Origin of the sequence: Adonisia turfae CCMR0081, from assembly GCF_011009555.1 — a bacterium.
GTDB classification, from domain to species: Bacteria; Cyanobacteriota; Cyanobacteriia; order Phormidesmidales; family Phormidesmidaceae; genus Leptothoe; species Leptothoe turfae.
Genome location: NZ_QXHD01000004.1, coordinates 6,904,585 through 6,923,564, shown reverse-complemented (window position 1 = coordinate 6,923,564; position 18,980 = coordinate 6,904,585). Strand labels below are relative to the sequence as shown.

Sequence of the window (18,980 nt, the reverse complement as noted above, 5' to 3'; positions counted from 1 at the left end):
GTGGGATTTATGATGGCCTATGGATTTTGGATATTGGTTAATGGCGTTAGCGAGTGAGGACAGCCAAAAGGGATGGCCCCTACGTGACGTAATGGATGTGTGGATTATTTCGCGTCCATCCAATTTTTGCCAGCGTTGATTTCCACCTTTAAGGGCACCGATAATTTCACAACGGATTCCATTGTTCGGGTGATTTTTTCCTCTAGTTCCGGCCATTCATCGGGGGGAATTTCAAAAATCAATTCGTCATGGACCTGTAGTAAAAGTCTGGCCTGATATTCCTTGAGGACTTCATGCAGCTGAATCATCGCGATTTTGATAATGTCAGCACTAGAACCCTGAATTGGGGCATTGGCAGCTGCCCGTAATAGGCCTGCATCATAGCCACCCGGTTTGAGCTTATTGAGTTCAATTTCATCTGGAGATCTGCCCTTCAGTGGCCGCAAGCTATTGCTCGAAAAGTTGAAATATCTGCGGCGACCTAAGATGGTTTCCACATAACCATGGGCAATGGCCTCACGCTGCATTTGTTGCAAGTACTCAAAGACCCGCGAGTAGCGCTCGTTAAATTTATCGATAAAGGCCTTGGCCTCCGTACGGCTCACACCCATTTCGCGAGCAAAACGCACAGCACCCATGCCGTAAATAACGCCGAAGTTGATGATTTTACCCATGCGGCGTTCGTCTGAAGTGATTTCTTCTTTATCCAAGAGTAGTTGCGCGGTGAGGCTATGGACATCTTGTCCGGTGCGATAGGCATCGACCAAGACTGACTCTCCGCTGAGGTGGGTGAGAATTCTTAGTTCGATTTGGGAGTAGTCGGCAGCGGCTAGTAGCCACCCTTCTTGAGGCAAGAATGCCTGACGAATTTGGCGACTAAAGGCGGTGCGAACGGGGATATTTTGCAGGTTCGGATTCGATGAGGACAGGCGACCGGTGGCAGTGACGGCCTGGTTAAAGTCAGTGTGGACACGGCCTGTATCAGCTCGCACTAGCTTGGGTAAGGCGTCCACGTAGGTGGATTTCAGTTTGGATAATGTGCGATGGCTGACGATACAGTCCACCACTGGATGATCGCCCTGAAGTTTCTCAAGAGTAGATGCGTCTGTGGAGTAGCCAGTTTTGGTTTTACGGGTTTTCTTTTTGTTCAACCCTAGGGTTTCAAATAGCAAGACGCTGAGCTGCTTGGGAGAGCTAAGGTTAAACTCTTCGCCCGCGTAGTCGTAGGCTTTGATTTGCAACTCGTAAAGGTCGGCTTCGAGCTGCTCTGAGAAGTGTTTCAGGTAAGGTTCGTCAATGCGGATACCGGTGGCTTCCATGTCGGCAAGGACGGCTTCGAGGGGGACTTCGATGTCGCGAAATAGGGTTGCGATCGCATCCACCTGCTTTAATTCATCTTGCAAAATCGGCACTAACCGATAGGTGGTGTGCACATCCCCACCGCAGTAAGTTGCTACCTGATCAATCGCAATATCTGCAATGGTTTTACCTTTTGGTACTAAGTCGCTATAACTTTGTGCTGCCACATTCAAATAGCGCAGCGACATATCTGTCAAATTGTGACTGCTTTCTGGATTCAGTACATAGCTGGCAAGCATGGTATCAAACACCACACCTGTTAGCTCAATCCCCTGACCTTTGAGCACCGCTCGGTCATACTTGGCATTTTGTAGAGATTTTGGATAGTCGGCACTTTCTAAAATTGGCTTGAGTGCAGCTAAGACATGTGCTAACTGTAGCTGCTCTCCTGAACCATGACCGACTGGCACATAGGCCAAATCCTCTGGTCCATCTCCCCAGCAGCAGCCAATCCCTACCAGCTCAGCATCCAGCGGCTCAATCGCCGTCGTTTCCGTATCCCAAGCCACGGGCCGAGCTTTATCTGTTTGAGTTTCTAATTCAGCCACCAGAGCCTGCAACTGTTCCGCTGTAGTAACAATCTGTGGCTTAATGTCCACCTCTTCCACATCGGTAGCGGTATCAGTTTCTTCTGCGGTGAAAAAAGATGTTTCCTCATCATCAATCGGTGTAGAGACCTTTGTTGATGTGGCTGTAACCTCGCCGCCAAATGCCTCCTGTAACTTGTTCAGACGATTAATGAAATACTGAAACTCCAGATTTTTCAGTAGAGGGATGACCTTGCCTTCGTCAAACCCTTCTAATTTGCAATCCGCTAGATCGACATCTAGTTCAACATCAGTGACGATAGTTGCGAGATATTTGGACTTGTCTGCGTCCTCTTTGCCAGTTTCCAGCTTTTTCTTGACTGCACCCTTCATGTCAGGCACTGCGTCATAGACACGTTCCAAGTTTTCGTGTTCTGTCAGCAGCTTGACGGCAGTTTTTTTACCAATGCCTCGCACTCCAGGAATATTATCCGAGGTATCGCCACAGAGGGCTTTGTAGTCGATTACCTGGTTAGGCTTAATGCCAAGTTTTTCCTCAACTTCCTTAATGCCATATTCCTTGGCCAGACCATTGGTGCGGCCAAAGGTACTGCCCAGATGCAGTACCTTAATGTGCTCGTTATCGTCGATCAGCTGAAATAGATCCTGGTCGCCGCTCAAAATTCTGACTGCATAACCTTCTTTCTCGGCTTTGGTTGCTAACGTGCCAATGACGTCATCCGCCTCAAATCCTGGGGCTGTGAGAATCGGCAGCTTAAAGCTTGTCAACAGCTGCTTGAGGTTTTCTACATCTTCGATAAAGTCTTCTGGTGTTTCTGGCCGCCCTTCTTTGTAGCTATCAGCAGCTTTGTGGCGAAAGGTGGGCTCAGCTAAGTCAAATGCGACGGCTGCATAGTCAGGTTTTTCCACCACCATCATGTCGCTCATGGACTTGAGAAAGCCAAAGCAAACGCTAGTGGGAATGCCTTTGGATGTGCGTAATCCTCCATCGCGACTTTTGGCGTGGGCGTAGTAAGACCGAAACGCCAGGGAGTGGCCGTCGATGATTAGCAGGGTGGGTCTGTCAGAACTCAAAACACTTGTCGCCAATGCAGCTTTTTAATTAAAGCGTGTCCACGGCCAGAACTGTAGTTTTTTCGGTAACGAAGCGACCGGTTTCAACTGGGACGTGGTCTATGGGGTAGTTTGGCGATAGGGGCACGCCATATCGATTGTGAATTCAGCATTTACCCTGCTCCTTATCTGGCAAGTATGTCTTGCTTCCAATGTAAAAGTTATTCATATAAGCGGTGACTATAGTCTGCTTGTGGAGCTAGAGTTGACGAGTATTGAAGTGTTCAGTTGAGAGTTATTTGATATCAAATAGTTTTGCCTTCTCCTTGGTGTGAGAGCAAGGAGGTGTTGTGGTCTCACCTAAATCCATCGGATACTCCACATCAGCATTCACCCATCAGGATTCAAAGCTAGTTAGTCTCCGGACGATCGGGCTGCCATAGAGAAGTTTGTACCTATATAGTTAGCTTTTCAGAACTATGTCGCTTTCATTAGATGCACTGTGGGTGGTTATGAGCGCTAGCCTAGTGTTTCTGATGCAAGCGGGTTTTTTATGTGTAGAGGCTGGTTCCACCCGTCGCAAAAACAACATCAACGTTGCCATTAAAAATATTGCGGATGTTGGCCTATCAATCATGATGTTTTGGGCCTTTGGCTACGGCTTGATGTTTGGCACCTCTATGTATGGCTGGTGGGGTTTTAGTGACTTTTTGCCTGAGTTTAACCAAGCGGATAGTTGGCCTCTCATTTTCTTTCTATTTCAGGCAATGTTTTGTAGCACTGCTGTCACTATCGTCTCAGGAGCAGTGGCTGAGCGCATGACATTTCGAGGGTATCTATTCAGCGCTGTACTGATATCCGGGTTGGTGTATCCAGTATTTGGTCATTGGGTCTGGGGTGGTTTAGATCAATCAGTTGCAATTGGTTGGTTAAGCAAAAAAGGCTTTGTCGATTTTGCAGGTTCTACGATTGTCCATAGTTTAGGTGGGTGGGTTGCCCTAGCTGCAGTTTTGGTCATCGGTCCGCGTCTTGGTCGCTTTTCTCGACAAAACTTTGATCAACAAGCCCCCAGTTCAGATCTGCCCTTAGCTTTTTTAGGCGCGCTACTGATGTGGTTTGGCTGGTTTGGATTTAATGGCGGCAGTACCCTTGCTTTCAATGATCAGGTCCCAAGAATTTTGGTAAATACCTTGTTAGCAGGGGCGGCGGGATTGACTGCTCCTTTGACATGGTCTCTCATGGTGCAAAAGAACCATTTGCCGTTTAAGGCCGTGATGAATGGCTCTCTTGCGGGCCTAGTATCGATTACGGCTAGTTGTCATGCTGTGTCTTTGAGCAGTGCGGTGCTGATTGGCGGCATGGGTGGATTGGTGATGTTAGGCGTTGACGCCCTCCTAGACAAACTGCGCATTGACGATGCAGTCGGGGTCATTCCTGTCCATCTTGGCCCAGGTGTTTGGGGAACATTAGCCGTTGCATTATTGGGTGATTTAGGGCGATTAGACACTGGGCTGAACCGCTGGGAGCAATTTATTGCTCAGTGCTCAGGCATTTTGGCTTGTGGACTATGGTCATTCACGGTAACGTTGCTAGTCTTATTACTGCTTAATCGGTATGCGTCGCTACGGGTATCCCTGAAGCAGGAGTACATTGGCTTAAATGTGTCAGAGCATGGTGCGCGTAATGAGTTTCAGAACTTATTTGAAACTATGCAAACCCATGCGAAAACCGGTAATTTACAGCGACGGGTGACAGTCAGTGCGTTGACAGAAATTGGTCAAATTAGCCGTTGGTATAACCAGGTGGTTGATGCGCTAGACCGATCTACCGCCAGAACAAATGCAATTATCATGACTGCAGCGGATGGCATTTTGACGGTTGATCCTGAGACCTTGATCCTTCAGAGCACGAATCCGGCTGTTGAAAAAATTTTTGGTGGCCACTGGTTACAGATGATTGGGCAATCCCTAACTACTTTGATTGAGACAGATTTGGTGCAGTCCCAAGATGCCGCTTTTCAATCCCTGCAACAGTTTTTGCAACAGGGTTGCCGTACAGGTGAGGCCTACATGGCGATTGGCATACACAATCAGGGCCGACGATTCCCCATTGAAGTTTTGGTCACTGATTCTCAATTAAGGTCCGCCAACTTTTTGACCATCATGGTGAGGGATGTCACCGAGCGTAAGGAATCAGAAGCGGCTCTGATGGCGTCCGAATTAGAGGCCCGTAGAACTGCCGGTCAACTGGAAAAAGCACTAAACGAACTGAAGCAGGCTCAGGCTCAACTATTGCAAAGTGAGAAAATGGCAGGGTTAGGGCAGTTAGTGGCTGGTATTGCCCATGAGATCAATAATCCCGTCGGTTTTATTTATGGCAACCTTGAACATGCCATAGCGTATGTGGAAGATTTGTTACTGGTGATTAGCCACTACCAATCACAGGTAATTGAACTGCCACCTGACATGCAAAAAGATGTCGAGGATGCAGATATCGCCTACATCAGGAAAGATTTTCCAAAATTAATTGGCTCCATCACAACTGGTACAGAACGCATTCGAGAAATTGTGCAGTCCTTGAGACAATTTGCCCGCTTTGGTGAATCAGATGTGAAAACTGTCGATATCCATAGGGGATTGGATAATACGTTGATGATGCTGGCACATCGTTTAAATATGACTGCTAGACGTCCCAAGATTTTGGTGGATAAGCGCTATGGTAATGTCTCTAAAATTCAATGCTATGCAGGGGCTTTGAACCAGGTCTTTTTGAGCCTATTCAATAATGCTATTGATGCTTTGGAGACGCACGGGTCAGGCACAATTACGATTACAACCGAGGAGCAGTCAGCGTGTGTTGTGATCACTATTGCTGATAATGGCACAGGTATTCCGAAGGCCTTACAGCAGCAAATTTTTGATCCCTTTTTCACGACCAAGCCTGTTGGTTATGGAACTGGGATGGGTTTAGCTATCAGTCATCAAATTGTTGTAGACCAGCATGGTGGTGAGTTGCGCTGCAATTCTGTATTGGGTCAGGGCAGTGAATTTCAGGTGGTTGTACCGAAGACACTGGCATTGCGATCGCACTCTAAAACTGCTGCAAACATGTCTACACCTTGAGCTCATAGCACCAATCATGACCCCGTTCTCCTGACCTAGATGACATGAATATTTTGTTCATCTGTAGTCGTAATCAATGGCGTAGCCCTACTGCTGAGAAGGTTTGGTCAAAACAGCCAGGTATTTATGTCCGATCAGCGGGTACTAGCCCTAGAGCCCGTAAAACAGTTTCAGCCAAGGATATCCAATGGGCAGATACGATTTTTGCCATGGAGCAAAAGCACAAAGATAGACTCAAGGCTGAATTTCCTCGATTGATGAGCCACAAGACTATCCATGTACTTGATATTCCAGATGAATATCAGTTTATGGATGCAGAGCTGGTAGAAATTTTGCAAAACTCTATTGAAAGCTATCTTGGCATCTGATAGATGCTGCACTTGATTATTGCCCATGCTTGTCGGCTAGTAGCAGTTGCTGAAATGCAATGTCCCAATAAATTTCACTGGAAAATCTACAGCCGCCGCCTTGTCTCGCGACGTGAACAAGGCGGATTCGATGCATGGAAGAGTCTTCCTGGTTAAAACCCTAGCTCTAGACCAGACGGCTGCAAAAGTCTAATCGGATTTTAAGCTTCACATCTCCACAGCGTCCTCTAATTATGAGACAATTATGAAAAGTGAAGTAATTATGAAATAAGAACTTGGGTCAATCCCACCAGTAATGGATCATGAACAATAAACAGTGGGGACATCAATTTAAGTCTCTATCATCCAGAGTGTTTTGGGCATCTAGTATTGCGGTCTTGTTGAGTTTAACCGCCTGTGGTCAGGAGTCTCCAACATCTGAGAACGCGACTGCTGACGACCAAAAAGTTGTACTGACAACGTTCACAATCTTGGCAGATATGGCCCAGAATGTAGCTGGGGATGAGCTGCGGGTGGAATCTATCACCCGTATTGGCGCAGAAATCCATGGGTATGAGCCGATACCGAGTGATTTAACCAAAGCCCAGGATGCTGATCTCATTTTTTATAACGGCATGAATCTGGAGCGCTGGCTTGAGCAGTTTTTGGGCAATGTGCAGGATGTGCCATCGGTGATTTTGACGGAAGGGATTGAACCGATTGCTATTTCGGAAGGTCCTTATGCCGATAAACCAAATCCCCATGCATGGATGTCTCCTCAAAACGCACTGATATATGTGGAAAATATTCGCCAGGCGTTTGTAGAGCTTGACCCTGAAAACGAGGCAATCTACAACGCCAATGCTGCCGCTTACAGTGAACAGCTGCAAGCTATTGATGAAAAGCTACAGGCCAATTTAGCTCAGGTGCCGGTTGACCAGCGTTATCTGGTGAGTTGTGAAGGTGCGTTTTCTTATCTAGCCCGCGACTATGGTCTACAAGAAGTCTATCTCTGGCCCATAAATGCCGAACAGCAATCTACCCCTAAGCAAATTCAAGGGGTGATTGAAGACGTTCAAGCTAACGATATTCCAACCGTTTTTTGTGAAAGCACCGTTAGTGATGAGGGGCAACGAGAGGTGGCACGGGCCACCGGGGCTAAGTTCGGTGGCAACTTATATGTTGACTCGCTGTCTACGGCTGATGGTCCTGTACCTACGTTTTTAGATCTGTTGGCATATGACGTGCAGGTGATTAGCGAAGGACTGCTATCACCATAATGTTTTGGCTATGGGCCAATAGCTTTCTCATCCCAGGAAATTTCTAGAGTGGGCATTGCCCCATCAATATGATTCACATGCAATAGGTTTTGGTGGGTATTGCCCACCCTACTCTGTCCTTTACTCCTTAGCCAACGATGCGATCAGATACTTTTGGCATCACTGTCGAGAACATTAGTGTTACCTACAGCAATGCCCACCTGGCTTTGTACAACGCTAGCTGTTATGTCTACCCTGGCACGATTACGGGCTTGATTGGTCCCAACGGTGGCGGCAAATCTACGCTGTTCAAAACCATCATGGGGTTTCTCAACCCTAATCAAGGACGAGTACACATTGACGGCCTTTCCGTAAAAATGGCGCAAAAGCGTCAGCTCATGGCCTATGTCCCCCAATCAGACGACGTGGACTGGAATTTTCCGGTGAGTGTGTCGGAGGTGGTGATGATGGGGCGTTATGGCTACATGAATATGTTGCGCATTCCTGGGCGTGAGGATCGTCGACAGGTGGCGGAGAGTTTAGACCGTGTGGGTATGGCTGATTTTCGTCAGCGGCAGATTGGCGAATTGTCGGGGGGGCAGAAAAAACGAGCATTTTTGGCGCGGGCGATGGCGCAAAATAGCCCAGTGATTTTGCTTGATGAACCGTTCACTGGGGTAGATGTGAAGACGGAAAAGCGGATTGTCAATCTACTGCTGCAATTACGTGAAGAGGGACACACGATTTTAGTGTCTACCCATGATTTGGCGTCAATTTCTACGTTTTGCGATCGCACCATTCTGCTTAACCATACTGTTCTGGCCGAAGGCACCACCGCCGATACCTTCACCGAAGAAAACCTGTCCATGACCTTTGGCGGTTTGCCATTGAGCAGTTTATCCAAGGTAAATTTATCGAGACAACGCTATGAGTAATCTATGGGCTATCAGTGGAGCAGTCTTAAGCCCCCTTTGGCAGTGGGTCAGCGAGCCACTCCAGGCTGGCTTTATGGTTAAAGCCCTGTGGGTCAGTGCCTTTGTCGGTGTCGTGTGTGCCGTCTTGTCTTGCTACATCACCCTCAATGGCTGGTCTTTAATGGGTGATGCGGTTTCCCATGCAGTAGTACCAGGTGTAGTGGTGGCCTATGCCATAGGATTACCCTTTGCCTTGGGGGCTTTTATCTTTGGGTTTGGGGCCACGGTGCTCATCGGCTATGTAAAATCCCAAACGCGACTTAAGGAAGATGCCGTCATTGGCGTGATTTTCACTGGTTTCTTTGCCTTTGGGCTGGTATTAGCCACCAGAATCCCGAGCAATGTAGACCTGTTTCATATTTTGTTTGGCAATGTGTTGGGGATTTCCCGGTCAGATATCGTGCAAACCTTAATAGCAGGTATCGTCACATTAGTGATCATTCTGCTGCGCCGTAAGGATTTGCTGCTTTTTTGTTTTGACCCTAACCATGCCAAAGCCATTGGTCTCAACACTCAGCTAATGTACTACACGCTGCTGTCGGTGCTAGCGCTGACTATTGTGACAGCCTTGCAAACAGCAGGCATTGTTTTGGTGGTTGCCCTGCTAGTGACGCCAGGAGCCACAGCCTATCTACTGACCGATAGGTTTGACCATATGCTAGCGATCTCAGTTGCTACCAGTGTGCTTTCCTGTGTTTTAGGCACCTATCTGAGCTATCACCTGGATGTTTCGACGGGGGGCAGCATTGTTGTTCTAATGACTGTTCTGTTTGGTTTAGCCATGGTGTTTGCCCCTAAGTACGGCATTTTGGGGCAACGGTTGAGGCGTCAGATGCAGGTGAGTCAAGAGCTCTAAGGGCTTATACCATTTCCTAGCCAGCCTTACCTTGCGGTTAGTGCGCCTTTGGGATAGGCGATGCGTTTGTGGTTGAACTGCTGCCACACTTGCACAAATACATTGGCGATGATGTCCATGTCTTTCCGGGTGAGGCAAGAGTCAATTAACTGTTTATCTTTCCAGCGAGCGCGAAGAATTTTGTTCACCATGGCATAGGCCTCTTCGGCGCAGGCTTCTTTGTTGAGAGATCGCAATGCCGCTTCACATGAATCTGCCAGCATGACAATGCCGGTTTCAGGAGATTGGGGAATCGGGCCATCATAGCGAAAGTCTTCTTCGCGGATCTCCATCTCAGGATTTTCCTTGGCAATTTCCTGGGCCTGATAGTAGAAGTAGCTGATCAGCATGGCTCCCTGATGCTCAGGAATAAAGGCCTGAATCGCCTTGGGGAGTCGATGTTTACGAGCCATGACTAACCCTTTTGTTACGTGCTTTTTGATAATGTCAGCGCTGACCCATGGATCGTCGATCAAATCATGTTTGTTAGGTCCTCCCATCTGGTTTTCAATGAATCCTAAAGGATCATGCATCTTGCCAATGTCGTGATAAAGCGTCCCTGCGCGGACAAGCTCAACATTGTGACCCAAGGCACGGGCAGCAGCCTCTGCCAAATTAGCCACAAACATGGTGTGTTGAAATGTGCCAGGGGCATCCGCCGCTAGACGTTTGAGGAGAGGACGATTGGGGTTGGATAATTCAGCCAGACGGATGGGGGTGACCACATCAAATACTGACTCTAGATAGGGGCTTACCCCCAGAGCAACAATACTCCAGGCGATACCGTAGACCCCAAACAGAGCTGAATCACGAATGACGGTGTACCAAAGGGAGGCGGCAACACTGTTGAACATGAGGGTCAAGACTAGGTGAATGACACCTTGGGTGAGACCGACCACACCACCTAGTAGGGCAAATTCTTCTCGCGATCGCAACCGTGGTGCAATCCATGCCCCTACCAACGCTGCGCAGGCTGCTGAAAATAGAGATAAAAAGGCGACTGAGCCCCCTACTGGTAATAGAATCACCAATAGGACAATGGTGACTGCTCCCAAAATGTAGCCATAAAAGCTACCCAGTAATAGGCCAACAGCTGGTAACCCTAAGCCAGGTATTCTCAGGGCCATTAACACAGCGACGCTGACAATGAGACACAGCACCAATAGATGATCGCGCTGCCGTAGCCCCCCTGCTTGCCAATGGTCGATCCATAGCAATAAGCCAACACCGACACTCACTAATCCACCAAAGCCAGCAAAACCTAACCAGTTAATGCGTCGCTGGGTCATATTAAAATGATCCAGCAAGACAAAATCTCCTTGGGTGATGGCCTCTCCTTTTTCGACAATCGCGTCACCCTGCTCAATAGATACAGTTACTGTTTGGACCTCATTTTCCACCTGTTCAGCCCGTAAACGCGTTTGTTCTTGATCCTCAATCAGATTAGGGCGTAAAACAGAGCTAATGATCTTGGCGGTGATTTCCTTGGCGATGGTTTCTTGGGCTAGCAGCTCATCGCGATTAAGAATAGTGGAATCTGCCAAATCTAAGGTCCCTTGGAGCTGAGTCTCGATGGCCTGCTGCCATAGTGCGATCGGTGTACCTTCATGAATACCTTGGGTCAGCATTCGATTTAAGACTAAGCGGCTGGTGGTTTGAACAGCTTGCCAACTGGGCTCACTTAAATCAAAAAGTCTGGTGTCTAATGGCTGACCACCATCACGAGTCGTCAGACTCTGTAGTTTGGGTTTAGTGGCTGCTAACTGTTGTCGATTAGCATCCACCTGACTCCGTACAGCTGCCATGGACTGGGGAGAGGTGCGGTCTCTTAGGCGTAATAGCTCGTCGAGGGCAATATGCTGATTAGTTTCTAAATTATTGAGACGTCCTTGTAGTGCGCCATTGGTTCCCTGTTGTAAGACACTGCTTGTCAGTGTGGAAATCTGAGTCAAACTCCAAATTTCCGTCCACTCCTCTGACGTGGTTTGGCGTAGATGTTGCTGGGTTCTAGTTGATAACTGAGCTGTTGAAATATAAGGGATATCACCAGCCTGCTGCCGTAACGTACTACCCTGGCTCAAGATGCCGTTGGCTTCTTCTAGAATCGCTTTTGTCTTTGCTTGATCAACCTGCAAAACAATAATAGAGCCACTGCGGGCCGCTTGGCGGTTGGCCTCAGTGGTGATCATGTCTGGCAAAGTCGCGTTGTAGGGCGCTATGAAGGTGTCGGCAGCGATAGTGCTTACAGTCAATGCCGGTTGGTTATAAAATCGCTGACCCAGTATGGCTGTCAGCAGCAACACTGTGAATACAATGGCAATTTGAGTTTGGTTGAAGGGATTGTGACGGGAAATAACGTAACGCCCCGTCGAATCATTGCCTGACTTGGTAGACTGACGGATTGATGTATTAGATCTTTGACGCAAAGACGTCGAAACTTGAGGTAACTGAGTTTTGCACCAGCCAACCGAAGTACGCAAACGTTGCCAAACTGCTTTGACCATGAATGTCACCGACTGCATGAAAGGCCTCAACAACCAAGGCTGCCATTATGAGCTACAGGTGTGAAACACCGCTGATTTAGTGGCCTAATAGCGTTAGACACCTGATAAAGGTGATGGAGGGCAATAAATTGCCCCTGGAAGTACCCTAGATGTCTCAAACAATCAACAGTCAACGCTTTGGTTTATTAGGGCTCATTAACTAGAACGTTGGCCATATTCTTATAGATTCTGTTGAGCTAATAATTACCCATACATTGTCTAAAAGAACGCATTTGAATCCTACGATTCAGTGCTGAACATGCACCCTAAACAACACTGTGCCAATCTGAGTCGGTCAGTGTTACTAACTTTAAATAAGCAGTCGCCTAAGCGTACCACTCTTTTCATCCTCAGCTTTAATGGGCAACTGTGTTGGAAGATGCTTAGCATACCCATGCAGCTATTATAGCTAGCTCTATTTTAAGAGAGGGGGCAGAGCCTATAAATCTAGGGGGAATACTTCGCAGTTGGCTGAAATATTAGCAATACCAGCCCAATGGCGATAGAGTTTGCTAGCAATTTGCTCAAGGGAATGCCTTTGCTCAGGGGGGATTGTCAGTATCCACCTAGTTGGAATAACCGACATACCGCCCCAAGCGCCAAGTAAACAGCCAATCATTGCTGGTATTGGTGTGACGATGTCTGGGTGTGCGATCGCTAAGGCCAAATTTTCTCGGTAACTTAGGGATTGTTGGATGGCTAATACCATGATCGCTGAGGGCTGAGGATCCAGCGCTTCAAGATTGAGTGTGGGTGACGGGGGATCTAAGCACTCGATGATGTGCTGGGCTTGGGGTATAAGACTGGCTGGATAGTCGGGTAGCTGTTGGCTGAGGTGCTGACTCAGCAATGGAGGTGAGTGTTGAGTGACTGGATTGTAGTGCATGAGCCATGCTAAGCAGTCACCCAATATGCCAAGAGTTGCCATAGTCTCAGTCACACTTATAGCCTCGGTGTGATGGCCTGACTCTATGATTTGCGCTAGCCAACGATGACGGGCATCGCTGTTATCGTGATGATGTAACAACCAGGGTAGCCCTAGGAGCGGATTAGCATCTGTGGGTGTTGGCTGCAATAGGTTTTGCTGTGTACCGTGCAGCCATGATTGATATAGGGGGCTCTCATGGAGAGGCAGCCACGGGCCTCGATAACCAGCCCCATAGCTATGGCCTAGATAGGCTCCCATCAGACTCCCGTGAAATTTAGCGGCGATTGATATAGTCGGCATAGTTTCTCTGGAGTAAGACTGAGCAGATTGTAATGAACCCAATAACGTTACAGGGCTTATGTCTAATACCTAGAAATATCAATTTATCTGGACGCAATCAGCATGCTGTGCCATCGTATTGTTTAACTTTGACTGGGCGTTAAACTTGATTGGTCTATGCCCATGCCACACATTATGGTGAGCTCTTCACATGAAACGTTGGGGTTTATTTACGATCTCTAATCTTTGTTTGTCAGCAGCTGTTGCGGGATTGATGTCAACAGTTGTATTGGCGGAAATAGAGGGTTCATCCCCAGAGCAAAGCGATGAATTGAATGCTGCCGGAACTGCTTCCCTCAAACAAGCAGGTTCGGTTTTAGGACCGGGCAGTACAGGTTCTGACGTCAAAAGAGTGCAGGCGATGTTAGCGCTGATGGGCTACTATTCCGGTGCTGTAGATGGTACCTATGAACAGATGACCCTGGAAGCTGTTCGTCAATTTCAAGTCGATGCGGGATTGACTGCGGATGGATTGGTCGGACCTTTAACATGGCGTCGGTTATTGCCCACACCAGAAAATTTGACAGAGCCTATCGAACCGCAGGTTTCCGCAGACGCAACTGACGAGACAACAACCGTGTCAGATGATGATAGCAACGACGATTCATTGGCTGAAGACACCATCGTTGCGACGGCAGGCAATGTGCCAATTTTGCAGCTAGATGATTCTGGAGTTGATGTTAGCCGTTTACAAAACCGTTTGGCTGACCTCAATCTTTACCAAGGGCCTATTGATGGTGTGTTTGGTTTTCTCACAGAGGAAGCAGTACAGGAGTTTCAACGTCGAGTCGGCTTAGAGGTAGATGGTGTCGTTGGGCCAGCTACCTGGTCAGAACTATTCAAGTAACAGTATTAAGTCTGCTACTTAGGTAAGCTTGCTACATCAAGTGAGTACAGCTCAGCATCTAAGGACGATATCTGTTCATCCAATACTAGGAAACCAGACGGATATTGGTCTTTCAATAAAAGCTCACTCTGGTGCATGTACACCATGTAATCGCTCATAAGAAAGTAAACACCGACCATGGCGGCGGCAGCGGAAGCCACCAAAAAACCTGCCAGCATGAGAGAGAACTCTTGGCTGACTAAAGCCCTATCCATGAGACGTAGGGCCCAAAAAACTAAACCGGTAACGATGGCTATTATGAGAAGAGTCATCGATTAAGAAGTAAGTAGGCCTTAAAGATTTACTATTATCTTTTACATATTGTAACAGAGTTATCATAAAAGCGCCTTGTCTAACGGCAATATTTTATAAGTCCGAAAGAATTGGTTGAAGTATCTGATGTATAAGGTTTTTGAGGACTCGAATCTGATCTTAGGGCCTGATGGTTACGTTTTTTTCTGCTAAATGAGTTTTAATTTCTGCGACTGTAAGCTCACCGTAATGTAGCAGGGATGCCAGTAGGGCCGCTTCTGCTTGACCGCTGGTTAGTGCTTCATGAATATGTTCACAGGTTCCAGCCCCCCCTGATGCGATCACTGGAACGCTCACTACTTCAGCGATGGTGCGGGTCAGATCTAGGTCGTATCCGGCTTTAGTGCCGTCAGCATCCATACTTGTCACCAGCAGTTCACCAGCACCTCGGGCGACAACATCTTGAGCCCATGCGATCGCATCTAGCCCAGTATTTTCTCGACCACCCCGCACAAAGACATCCCACCCTGAGTTATCAGAGCGGCGTTTGGCATCAATGGCAACCACAATGCACTGACTACCAAAGCGATCGCTGGCTGTTTGAATAAAGTCAGGATTACGAACAGCGGCAGAGTTGATGCTGACCTTATCTGCTCCAGCTCGTAAAAGGGCCTTGATGGTTTCAACCGAATTAACGCCACCCCCGACGGTCAGAGGAATAAAGACCTGCTCTGCCGTCCGATAGACGACATCAAAAATGATGTTGCGATCTTCATGGGTGGCTGTAATGTCCAGAAAGACTAGCTCGTCGGCTCCTGCTGCGTTATAGGCTTGAGCGAGCTCAACTGGATCGCCTGCATCCTTCAGCTCTACGAAATTAATGCCTTTCACAACGCGACCCGCTTTGACGTCAAGACAGGGCAAAATTCGCTTAGCCAGCATAGGTGCTTCCGTAAAGTAGACAAAAAATAAATAGAGCGCTTGCTGGCATGGCTCCAGCAACAGTTCTTCAGGATAGCTTACAAAGAGCAAGACACTGATAGACTGAGGATTAGTTTTAATTCTTAATATTTGTCAATCTTACCCAGAGAGGAGAATCTTGGAGTATGGCTTTGGATATCGGACAAAAGGTAAAAGTTGTACGCGTACGAGATCGGGTGTCTGATAACGTTGCCAAGCGTCTAGGGCAAGAGGGCACGATTACTCAGTTCAAAATGGTTGATGGTAGTGGTGTGGGCGTTGTCGTTGAGTTTTCAGATCAGTTTTCTAGCTGGTTTTTTGAAGATGAACTGAAGCAAACGACCTAAGCCGTTGTTGAGCATGTCTGTTTGACTATTACATAGGGGCACCTAGAAATAGGTGCCCCTAATTGGAGTTGTTCAGATCATCCGCTAGTTCTGTATTTATCACTGATGGCGCTAATTCTTACGTTTTTAGGCAAGGGAGGCAGTGGTCGCTCAACATCTGCGATCGCAACCGCCAAAAAACTATCGACCCAGGGTCAGCGTGTGTTGCTGGTCACTGAAGATGCTGGGCCAGGGTTTGGTCTGCTTTTAGGCCATGCTGTTACAGCTGCCCCTAAGCCAGTGTCTCCGACTTTATCGGTGGTTCAGCTGCAATTTACACAGCTCCTGGGACAAAATTGGGAGCAGTTAAAAAAGCTTGAAGCCCAATATCTAAGGGATCCCTTTTTCAAAGCCGTATATGGTCAAGAGCTGAGTTTGTTGCCAGGGATGGACCAGGCGCTTACCCTCAATGCGCTGCGGGAATACGATGCCAGCAGCGACTATGATGTCATCGTCCATGATGGTCCAGGAAATCAGGCGAGTCTACGAATGTGGGGGATGCCAGCGGGCATAGACTGGTACTTCCGACGATTCAAGCAAGTATTCCAGGAATCACAATTCTCTAAATCAGTAATGCCCTTTGTGCAGCCCATTGCTGGTGCAGTGCTTAGCGGTGGTATGTCTGGTGATTTATTTGACCAGCCCCAAGTGGCGGAAAGTACAAATCTGGTAGTTAAGGGCATTGCTGCCGTTAAAGACCCGATGCGAGTGCGAGCTTATCTGGTATCTACCGGTGAGCAGGTTGCGATCGCAACTGCTCGCTACCTTTGGGGGGCCGCTCAGCAAATAGAAATGACTGTGGGTGGAGTCTTGCTGAATCGTGCTGATACTAGTCAAGATTTTGAGCCTTTGCCGGTCCATACGTTGCCTCAGTCCAGCGACTGGAAGCCTTTGATGAATTCTTTGCCAGACTATATGGCGGCTCCTTCAGTGCCAGCCCCTGTAGAGATTGATTTATCTAGTAATACCGTCCGTCTGTTTTTACCAAGCTTTGATAAAAAACAGATTCAGCTCACTCAATATGGCCCAGAAGTCACCATTGAAGCTGGGGACCAGCGTCGGAACTTAAGCCTGCCGAAGTCTTTGAACGGTCGTTCGGTGACTGGAGCTAAGTTTCAATCTGGCTATCTCATCTTGACCTTTGGGTAAGGTTTTGATCATTTCTTTGTTAATACCACTGCTAATACCTTCGAAGCTATGGCTGACAATTCTTCTCCAGTAACGTCCAGCGCCGATGACCAGGTATCGGCAGCATCAGAAGGTTCCAAGGCTCGTCAGCTATTGGGGATGAAAGGTGCCGCCGATGGTGAAACGTCTATTTGGAAAATTCGTCTGCAGTTAATGAAGCCAATCACCTGGATTCCTCTGATTTGGGGCGTCCTTTGTGGTGCGGCCTCATCAGGGCATTTTGTCTGGAGTGTGGACCATGTGTTGGCATCCTTAGCCTGCATGTTGATGGCAGGACCTCTGCTGACAGGGTATACCCAGACCATCAATGATTATTACGATCGAGAGCTAGATGCCATTAACGAGCCTTATCGTCCTATCCCCTCTGGGGCAATTGCCCTCGGGCAGGTGCAGCTGCAAATTTGGGTGTTGTTGCTGGGGGGAATAGCAGTCGCCTACGGTTTGGACCGTTGGGCAAGTCATGATTTTCCGATTTTGACAGCGCTGGCAATAGGTGGTTCATTTGTGTCATACATCTACTCTGCTCCACCGCTTAAGCTCAAGCAGAATGGTTGGCTTGGTAACTATGCCTTAGGTGCTAGCTACATTGCTTTGCCATGGTGGGCGGGGCATGCTCTGTTTGGTCAGCTTAATCCCACTGTCGTTGTGCTGACATTGCTCTACAGCATGGCTGGTCTAGGGATTGCTGTTGTCAATGACTTTAAGAGTGTTGAGGGTGACGAGGCTCTGGGCCTTAAGTCTTTACCAGTGATGTTTGGTGTGGGGGCTGCCGCTTGGATCTGTGTCCTAATGATCGATATTTTCCAAGCCGGCATGGCCACTTACCTGATCGCTATTCACAAGAATCTCTATGCAGTGCTTTTAATCTTGATGATTATTCCGCAAATAACCTTTCAAGACATGTATTTTCTGCGGGATCCGTTGGCTAATGACGTGAAATATCAGGCAAGTGCTCAGCCATTTTTAGTAATTGGTATGCTGATTTTGGGTTTGGCGCTTGGCCACACTGATTATTTGGTGAGTTAGGTCAGATTCTGATAGCCTTTTTGGAGGTGTGTCAAGATATGTCAACCAGGTTTTGTTAGTTTCAGGTGCAAATTCTCATCGCAAAGCGAACCAACGGGTGCTAACAAGGTAACCATTTTTGAAAATGGGTTAGGTAGGGTTTCTTTAACGTGGCTAATTGGATTGGCAAAGTCAAAAATGATCGGTTTAAAACAGCTTCTGTAGGTGCTACTAAAGTTGTTAAACAGAAACGGCCTAAGCCTCTCTATAAGAGCGTTTTGTTTTGGCTGGCGCTGTTGGCAGGAGCTGGTATAGCTGGGCCAGCAGCCCGTGGCTATCGATTTTGGCAAGAAGCCGATGCCAATTTGCCCAATGTGTCCGATGCTTTGACCTTTGAGCGTACGGGTACCATCACCATTAAGGCCGATGATGGTAGTGTTCTTCAAAAAATTGGTCCGGCGACCCAGGAATATCTGGAGTTTGACGATATTCCAGATACGTTAGTCCAGGGGTTTATTGCCTCTGAAGATCGTCGGTTTTACGAGCACAATGGCATTGACTACAAGGGTATTGCTCGGGCCATTAACTCTAACCTGCGTAATCGGCAGTTGTTAGAAGGGGCCAGCACAATTACGCAGCAGGTCGCCCGGATCATATTTTTGGACCAAGACCGGAGCTTTCAGCGAAAGTTTCGAGAAGCCTTACTTGCCAATAAATTAGAGCAAGAATTAGGCAAAGAGAAAATCCTAGAGCGCTACCTAAATCTGGTGTATTTAGGGGCAGGTGCCTACGGCGTGGCCGATGCTGCCTGGATTTATTTTGGTAAGACGGTTGAAGAGCTGACGGTTTCGGAAATTGCTCTGATTGCGGGCATGGCTCCTGCTCCCAGCTTTTACTCGCCGCTGGTGGATGAAGCGGCGGCCCGTCAGCAGCGGG

Annotated in this window: 15 protein-coding genes; 10 read left to right on the top strand and 5 right to left on the bottom strand. The window is 47.9% G+C overall.

Going from position 1 to position 18,980, the window contains the following annotated elements:
- Positions 1-104 precede the first annotated feature (104 nt).
- The gene (gene polA, locus DXZ20_RS33400; protein WP_163702986.1) at positions 105-2,981 is read right to left on the bottom strand and encodes a DNA polymerase I; all 2,877 of its coding nucleotides are present in this window, start codon (positions 2,979-2,981) and stop codon (positions 105-107) included.
- Positions 2,982-3,439: 458 nt separating this feature from the next.
- Between polA and amt the strand changes: the two genes are divergently transcribed.
- The 5 genes from amt (at position 3,440) to DXZ20_RS33375 (ending at position 9,518) form a co-directional block, all read left to right on the top strand.
- Positions 3,440-6,082, top strand: a complete 2,643-nt coding sequence (gene amt / locus DXZ20_RS33395) for an ammonium transporter (RefSeq protein ID WP_163702985.1) — start codon at positions 3,440-3,442, stop codon at positions 6,080-6,082.
- A gap of 44 nt (positions 6,083-6,126) precedes the next feature.
- Entirely contained in the window at positions 6,127-6,450 is a 324-nt protein-coding gene (locus tag DXZ20_RS33390; protein ID WP_163661144.1) for a low molecular weight protein tyrosine phosphatase family protein, read from the top strand.
- A gap of 302 nt (positions 6,451-6,752) precedes the next feature.
- On the top strand, positions 6,753-7,709 hold the full coding sequence (locus DXZ20_RS33385; RefSeq protein ID WP_163702984.1) for a metal ABC transporter substrate-binding protein: 957 nt from the start codon (positions 6,753-6,755) through the stop codon (positions 7,707-7,709).
- Positions 7,710-7,846: 137 nt separating this feature from the next.
- Positions 7,847-8,623 carry a metal ABC transporter ATP-binding protein gene (locus DXZ20_RS33380; RefSeq protein WP_163702983.1) on the top strand — a complete coding sequence of 259 codons (777 nt, stop codon included), beginning with the start codon at positions 7,847-7,849 and terminating at the stop codon, positions 8,621-8,623.
- Positions 8,616-9,518 (top strand): metal ABC transporter permease, encoded by a 903-nt coding sequence (locus DXZ20_RS33375; protein ID WP_284681701.1) that lies wholly within the window; start codon positions 8,616-8,618, stop codon positions 9,516-9,518. Before DXZ20_RS33380 ends, DXZ20_RS33375 begins: the two co-directional genes overlap by 8 nt.
- Positions 9,519-9,544: 26 nt before the next feature.
- Here the strand turns inward: DXZ20_RS33375 and DXZ20_RS33370 are convergent, their stop codons facing one another.
- Positions 9,545-12,079, bottom strand: a complete 2,535-nt coding sequence (locus tag DXZ20_RS33370) for an HD family phosphohydrolase (RefSeq protein ID WP_163702982.1) — start codon at positions 12,077-12,079, stop codon at positions 9,545-9,547.
- A 460-nt stretch (positions 12,080-12,539) separates the two neighbouring features.
- Positions 12,540-13,328 carry an ADP-ribosylglycohydrolase family protein gene (locus tag DXZ20_RS33365; RefSeq protein ID WP_163702981.1) on the bottom strand — a complete coding sequence of 263 codons (789 nt, stop codon included), beginning with the start codon at positions 13,326-13,328 and terminating at the stop codon, positions 12,540-12,542.
- Between the two features lie 190 nt (positions 13,329-13,518).
- Between DXZ20_RS33365 and DXZ20_RS33360 the strand changes: the two genes are divergently transcribed.
- Positions 13,519-14,214, top strand: coding sequence for a peptidoglycan-binding domain-containing protein (locus DXZ20_RS33360; protein WP_250566018.1), 696 nt, complete (start codon positions 13,519-13,521; stop codon positions 14,212-14,214).
- Positions 14,215-14,228: 14 nt separating this feature from the next.
- Here the strand turns inward: DXZ20_RS33360 and DXZ20_RS37980 are convergent, their stop codons facing one another.
- A complete protein-coding gene (locus tag DXZ20_RS37980; RefSeq protein ID WP_250564732.1) occupies positions 14,229-14,525 on the bottom strand; it encodes a hypothetical protein in 297 nt (98 codons plus the stop codon).
- A 160-nt stretch (positions 14,526-14,685) separates the two neighbouring features.
- Positions 14,686-15,447 carry an imidazole glycerol phosphate synthase subunit HisF gene (hisF, locus tag DXZ20_RS33350; protein WP_163702979.1) on the bottom strand — a complete coding sequence of 254 codons (762 nt, stop codon included), beginning with the start codon at positions 15,445-15,447 and terminating at the stop codon, positions 14,686-14,688.
- 170 nt (positions 15,448-15,617) lie between these two features.
- Here hisF and petP point away from each other — a divergent pair, with 170 nt between their 5' ends.
- The 4 genes from petP to DXZ20_RS33330 all read left to right on the top strand — a co-directional run.
- On the top strand, positions 15,618-15,812 hold the full coding sequence (petP, locus tag DXZ20_RS33345) for a cytochrome b6f subunit PetP (protein ID WP_036021259.1): 195 nt from the start codon (positions 15,618-15,620) through the stop codon (positions 15,810-15,812).
- Between the two features lie 105 nt (positions 15,813-15,917).
- Positions 15,918-17,000 (top strand): Get3/ArsA fold putative tail anchor-mediating ATPase NosAFP, encoded by a 1,083-nt coding sequence (locus DXZ20_RS33340; RefSeq protein WP_163702978.1) that lies wholly within the window; start codon positions 15,918-15,920, stop codon positions 16,998-17,000.
- Between the two features lie 48 nt (positions 17,001-17,048).
- Entirely contained in the window at positions 17,049-18,065 is a 1,017-nt protein-coding gene (gene chlG, locus DXZ20_RS33335) for a chlorophyll synthase ChlG (RefSeq protein ID WP_163702977.1), read from the top strand.
- 149 nt (positions 18,066-18,214) lie between these two features.
- Positions 18,215-18,980 (top strand): transglycosylase domain-containing protein (locus DXZ20_RS33330; protein ID WP_163703705.1); only part of this gene is annotated, 766 nt, incomplete at its 3' end.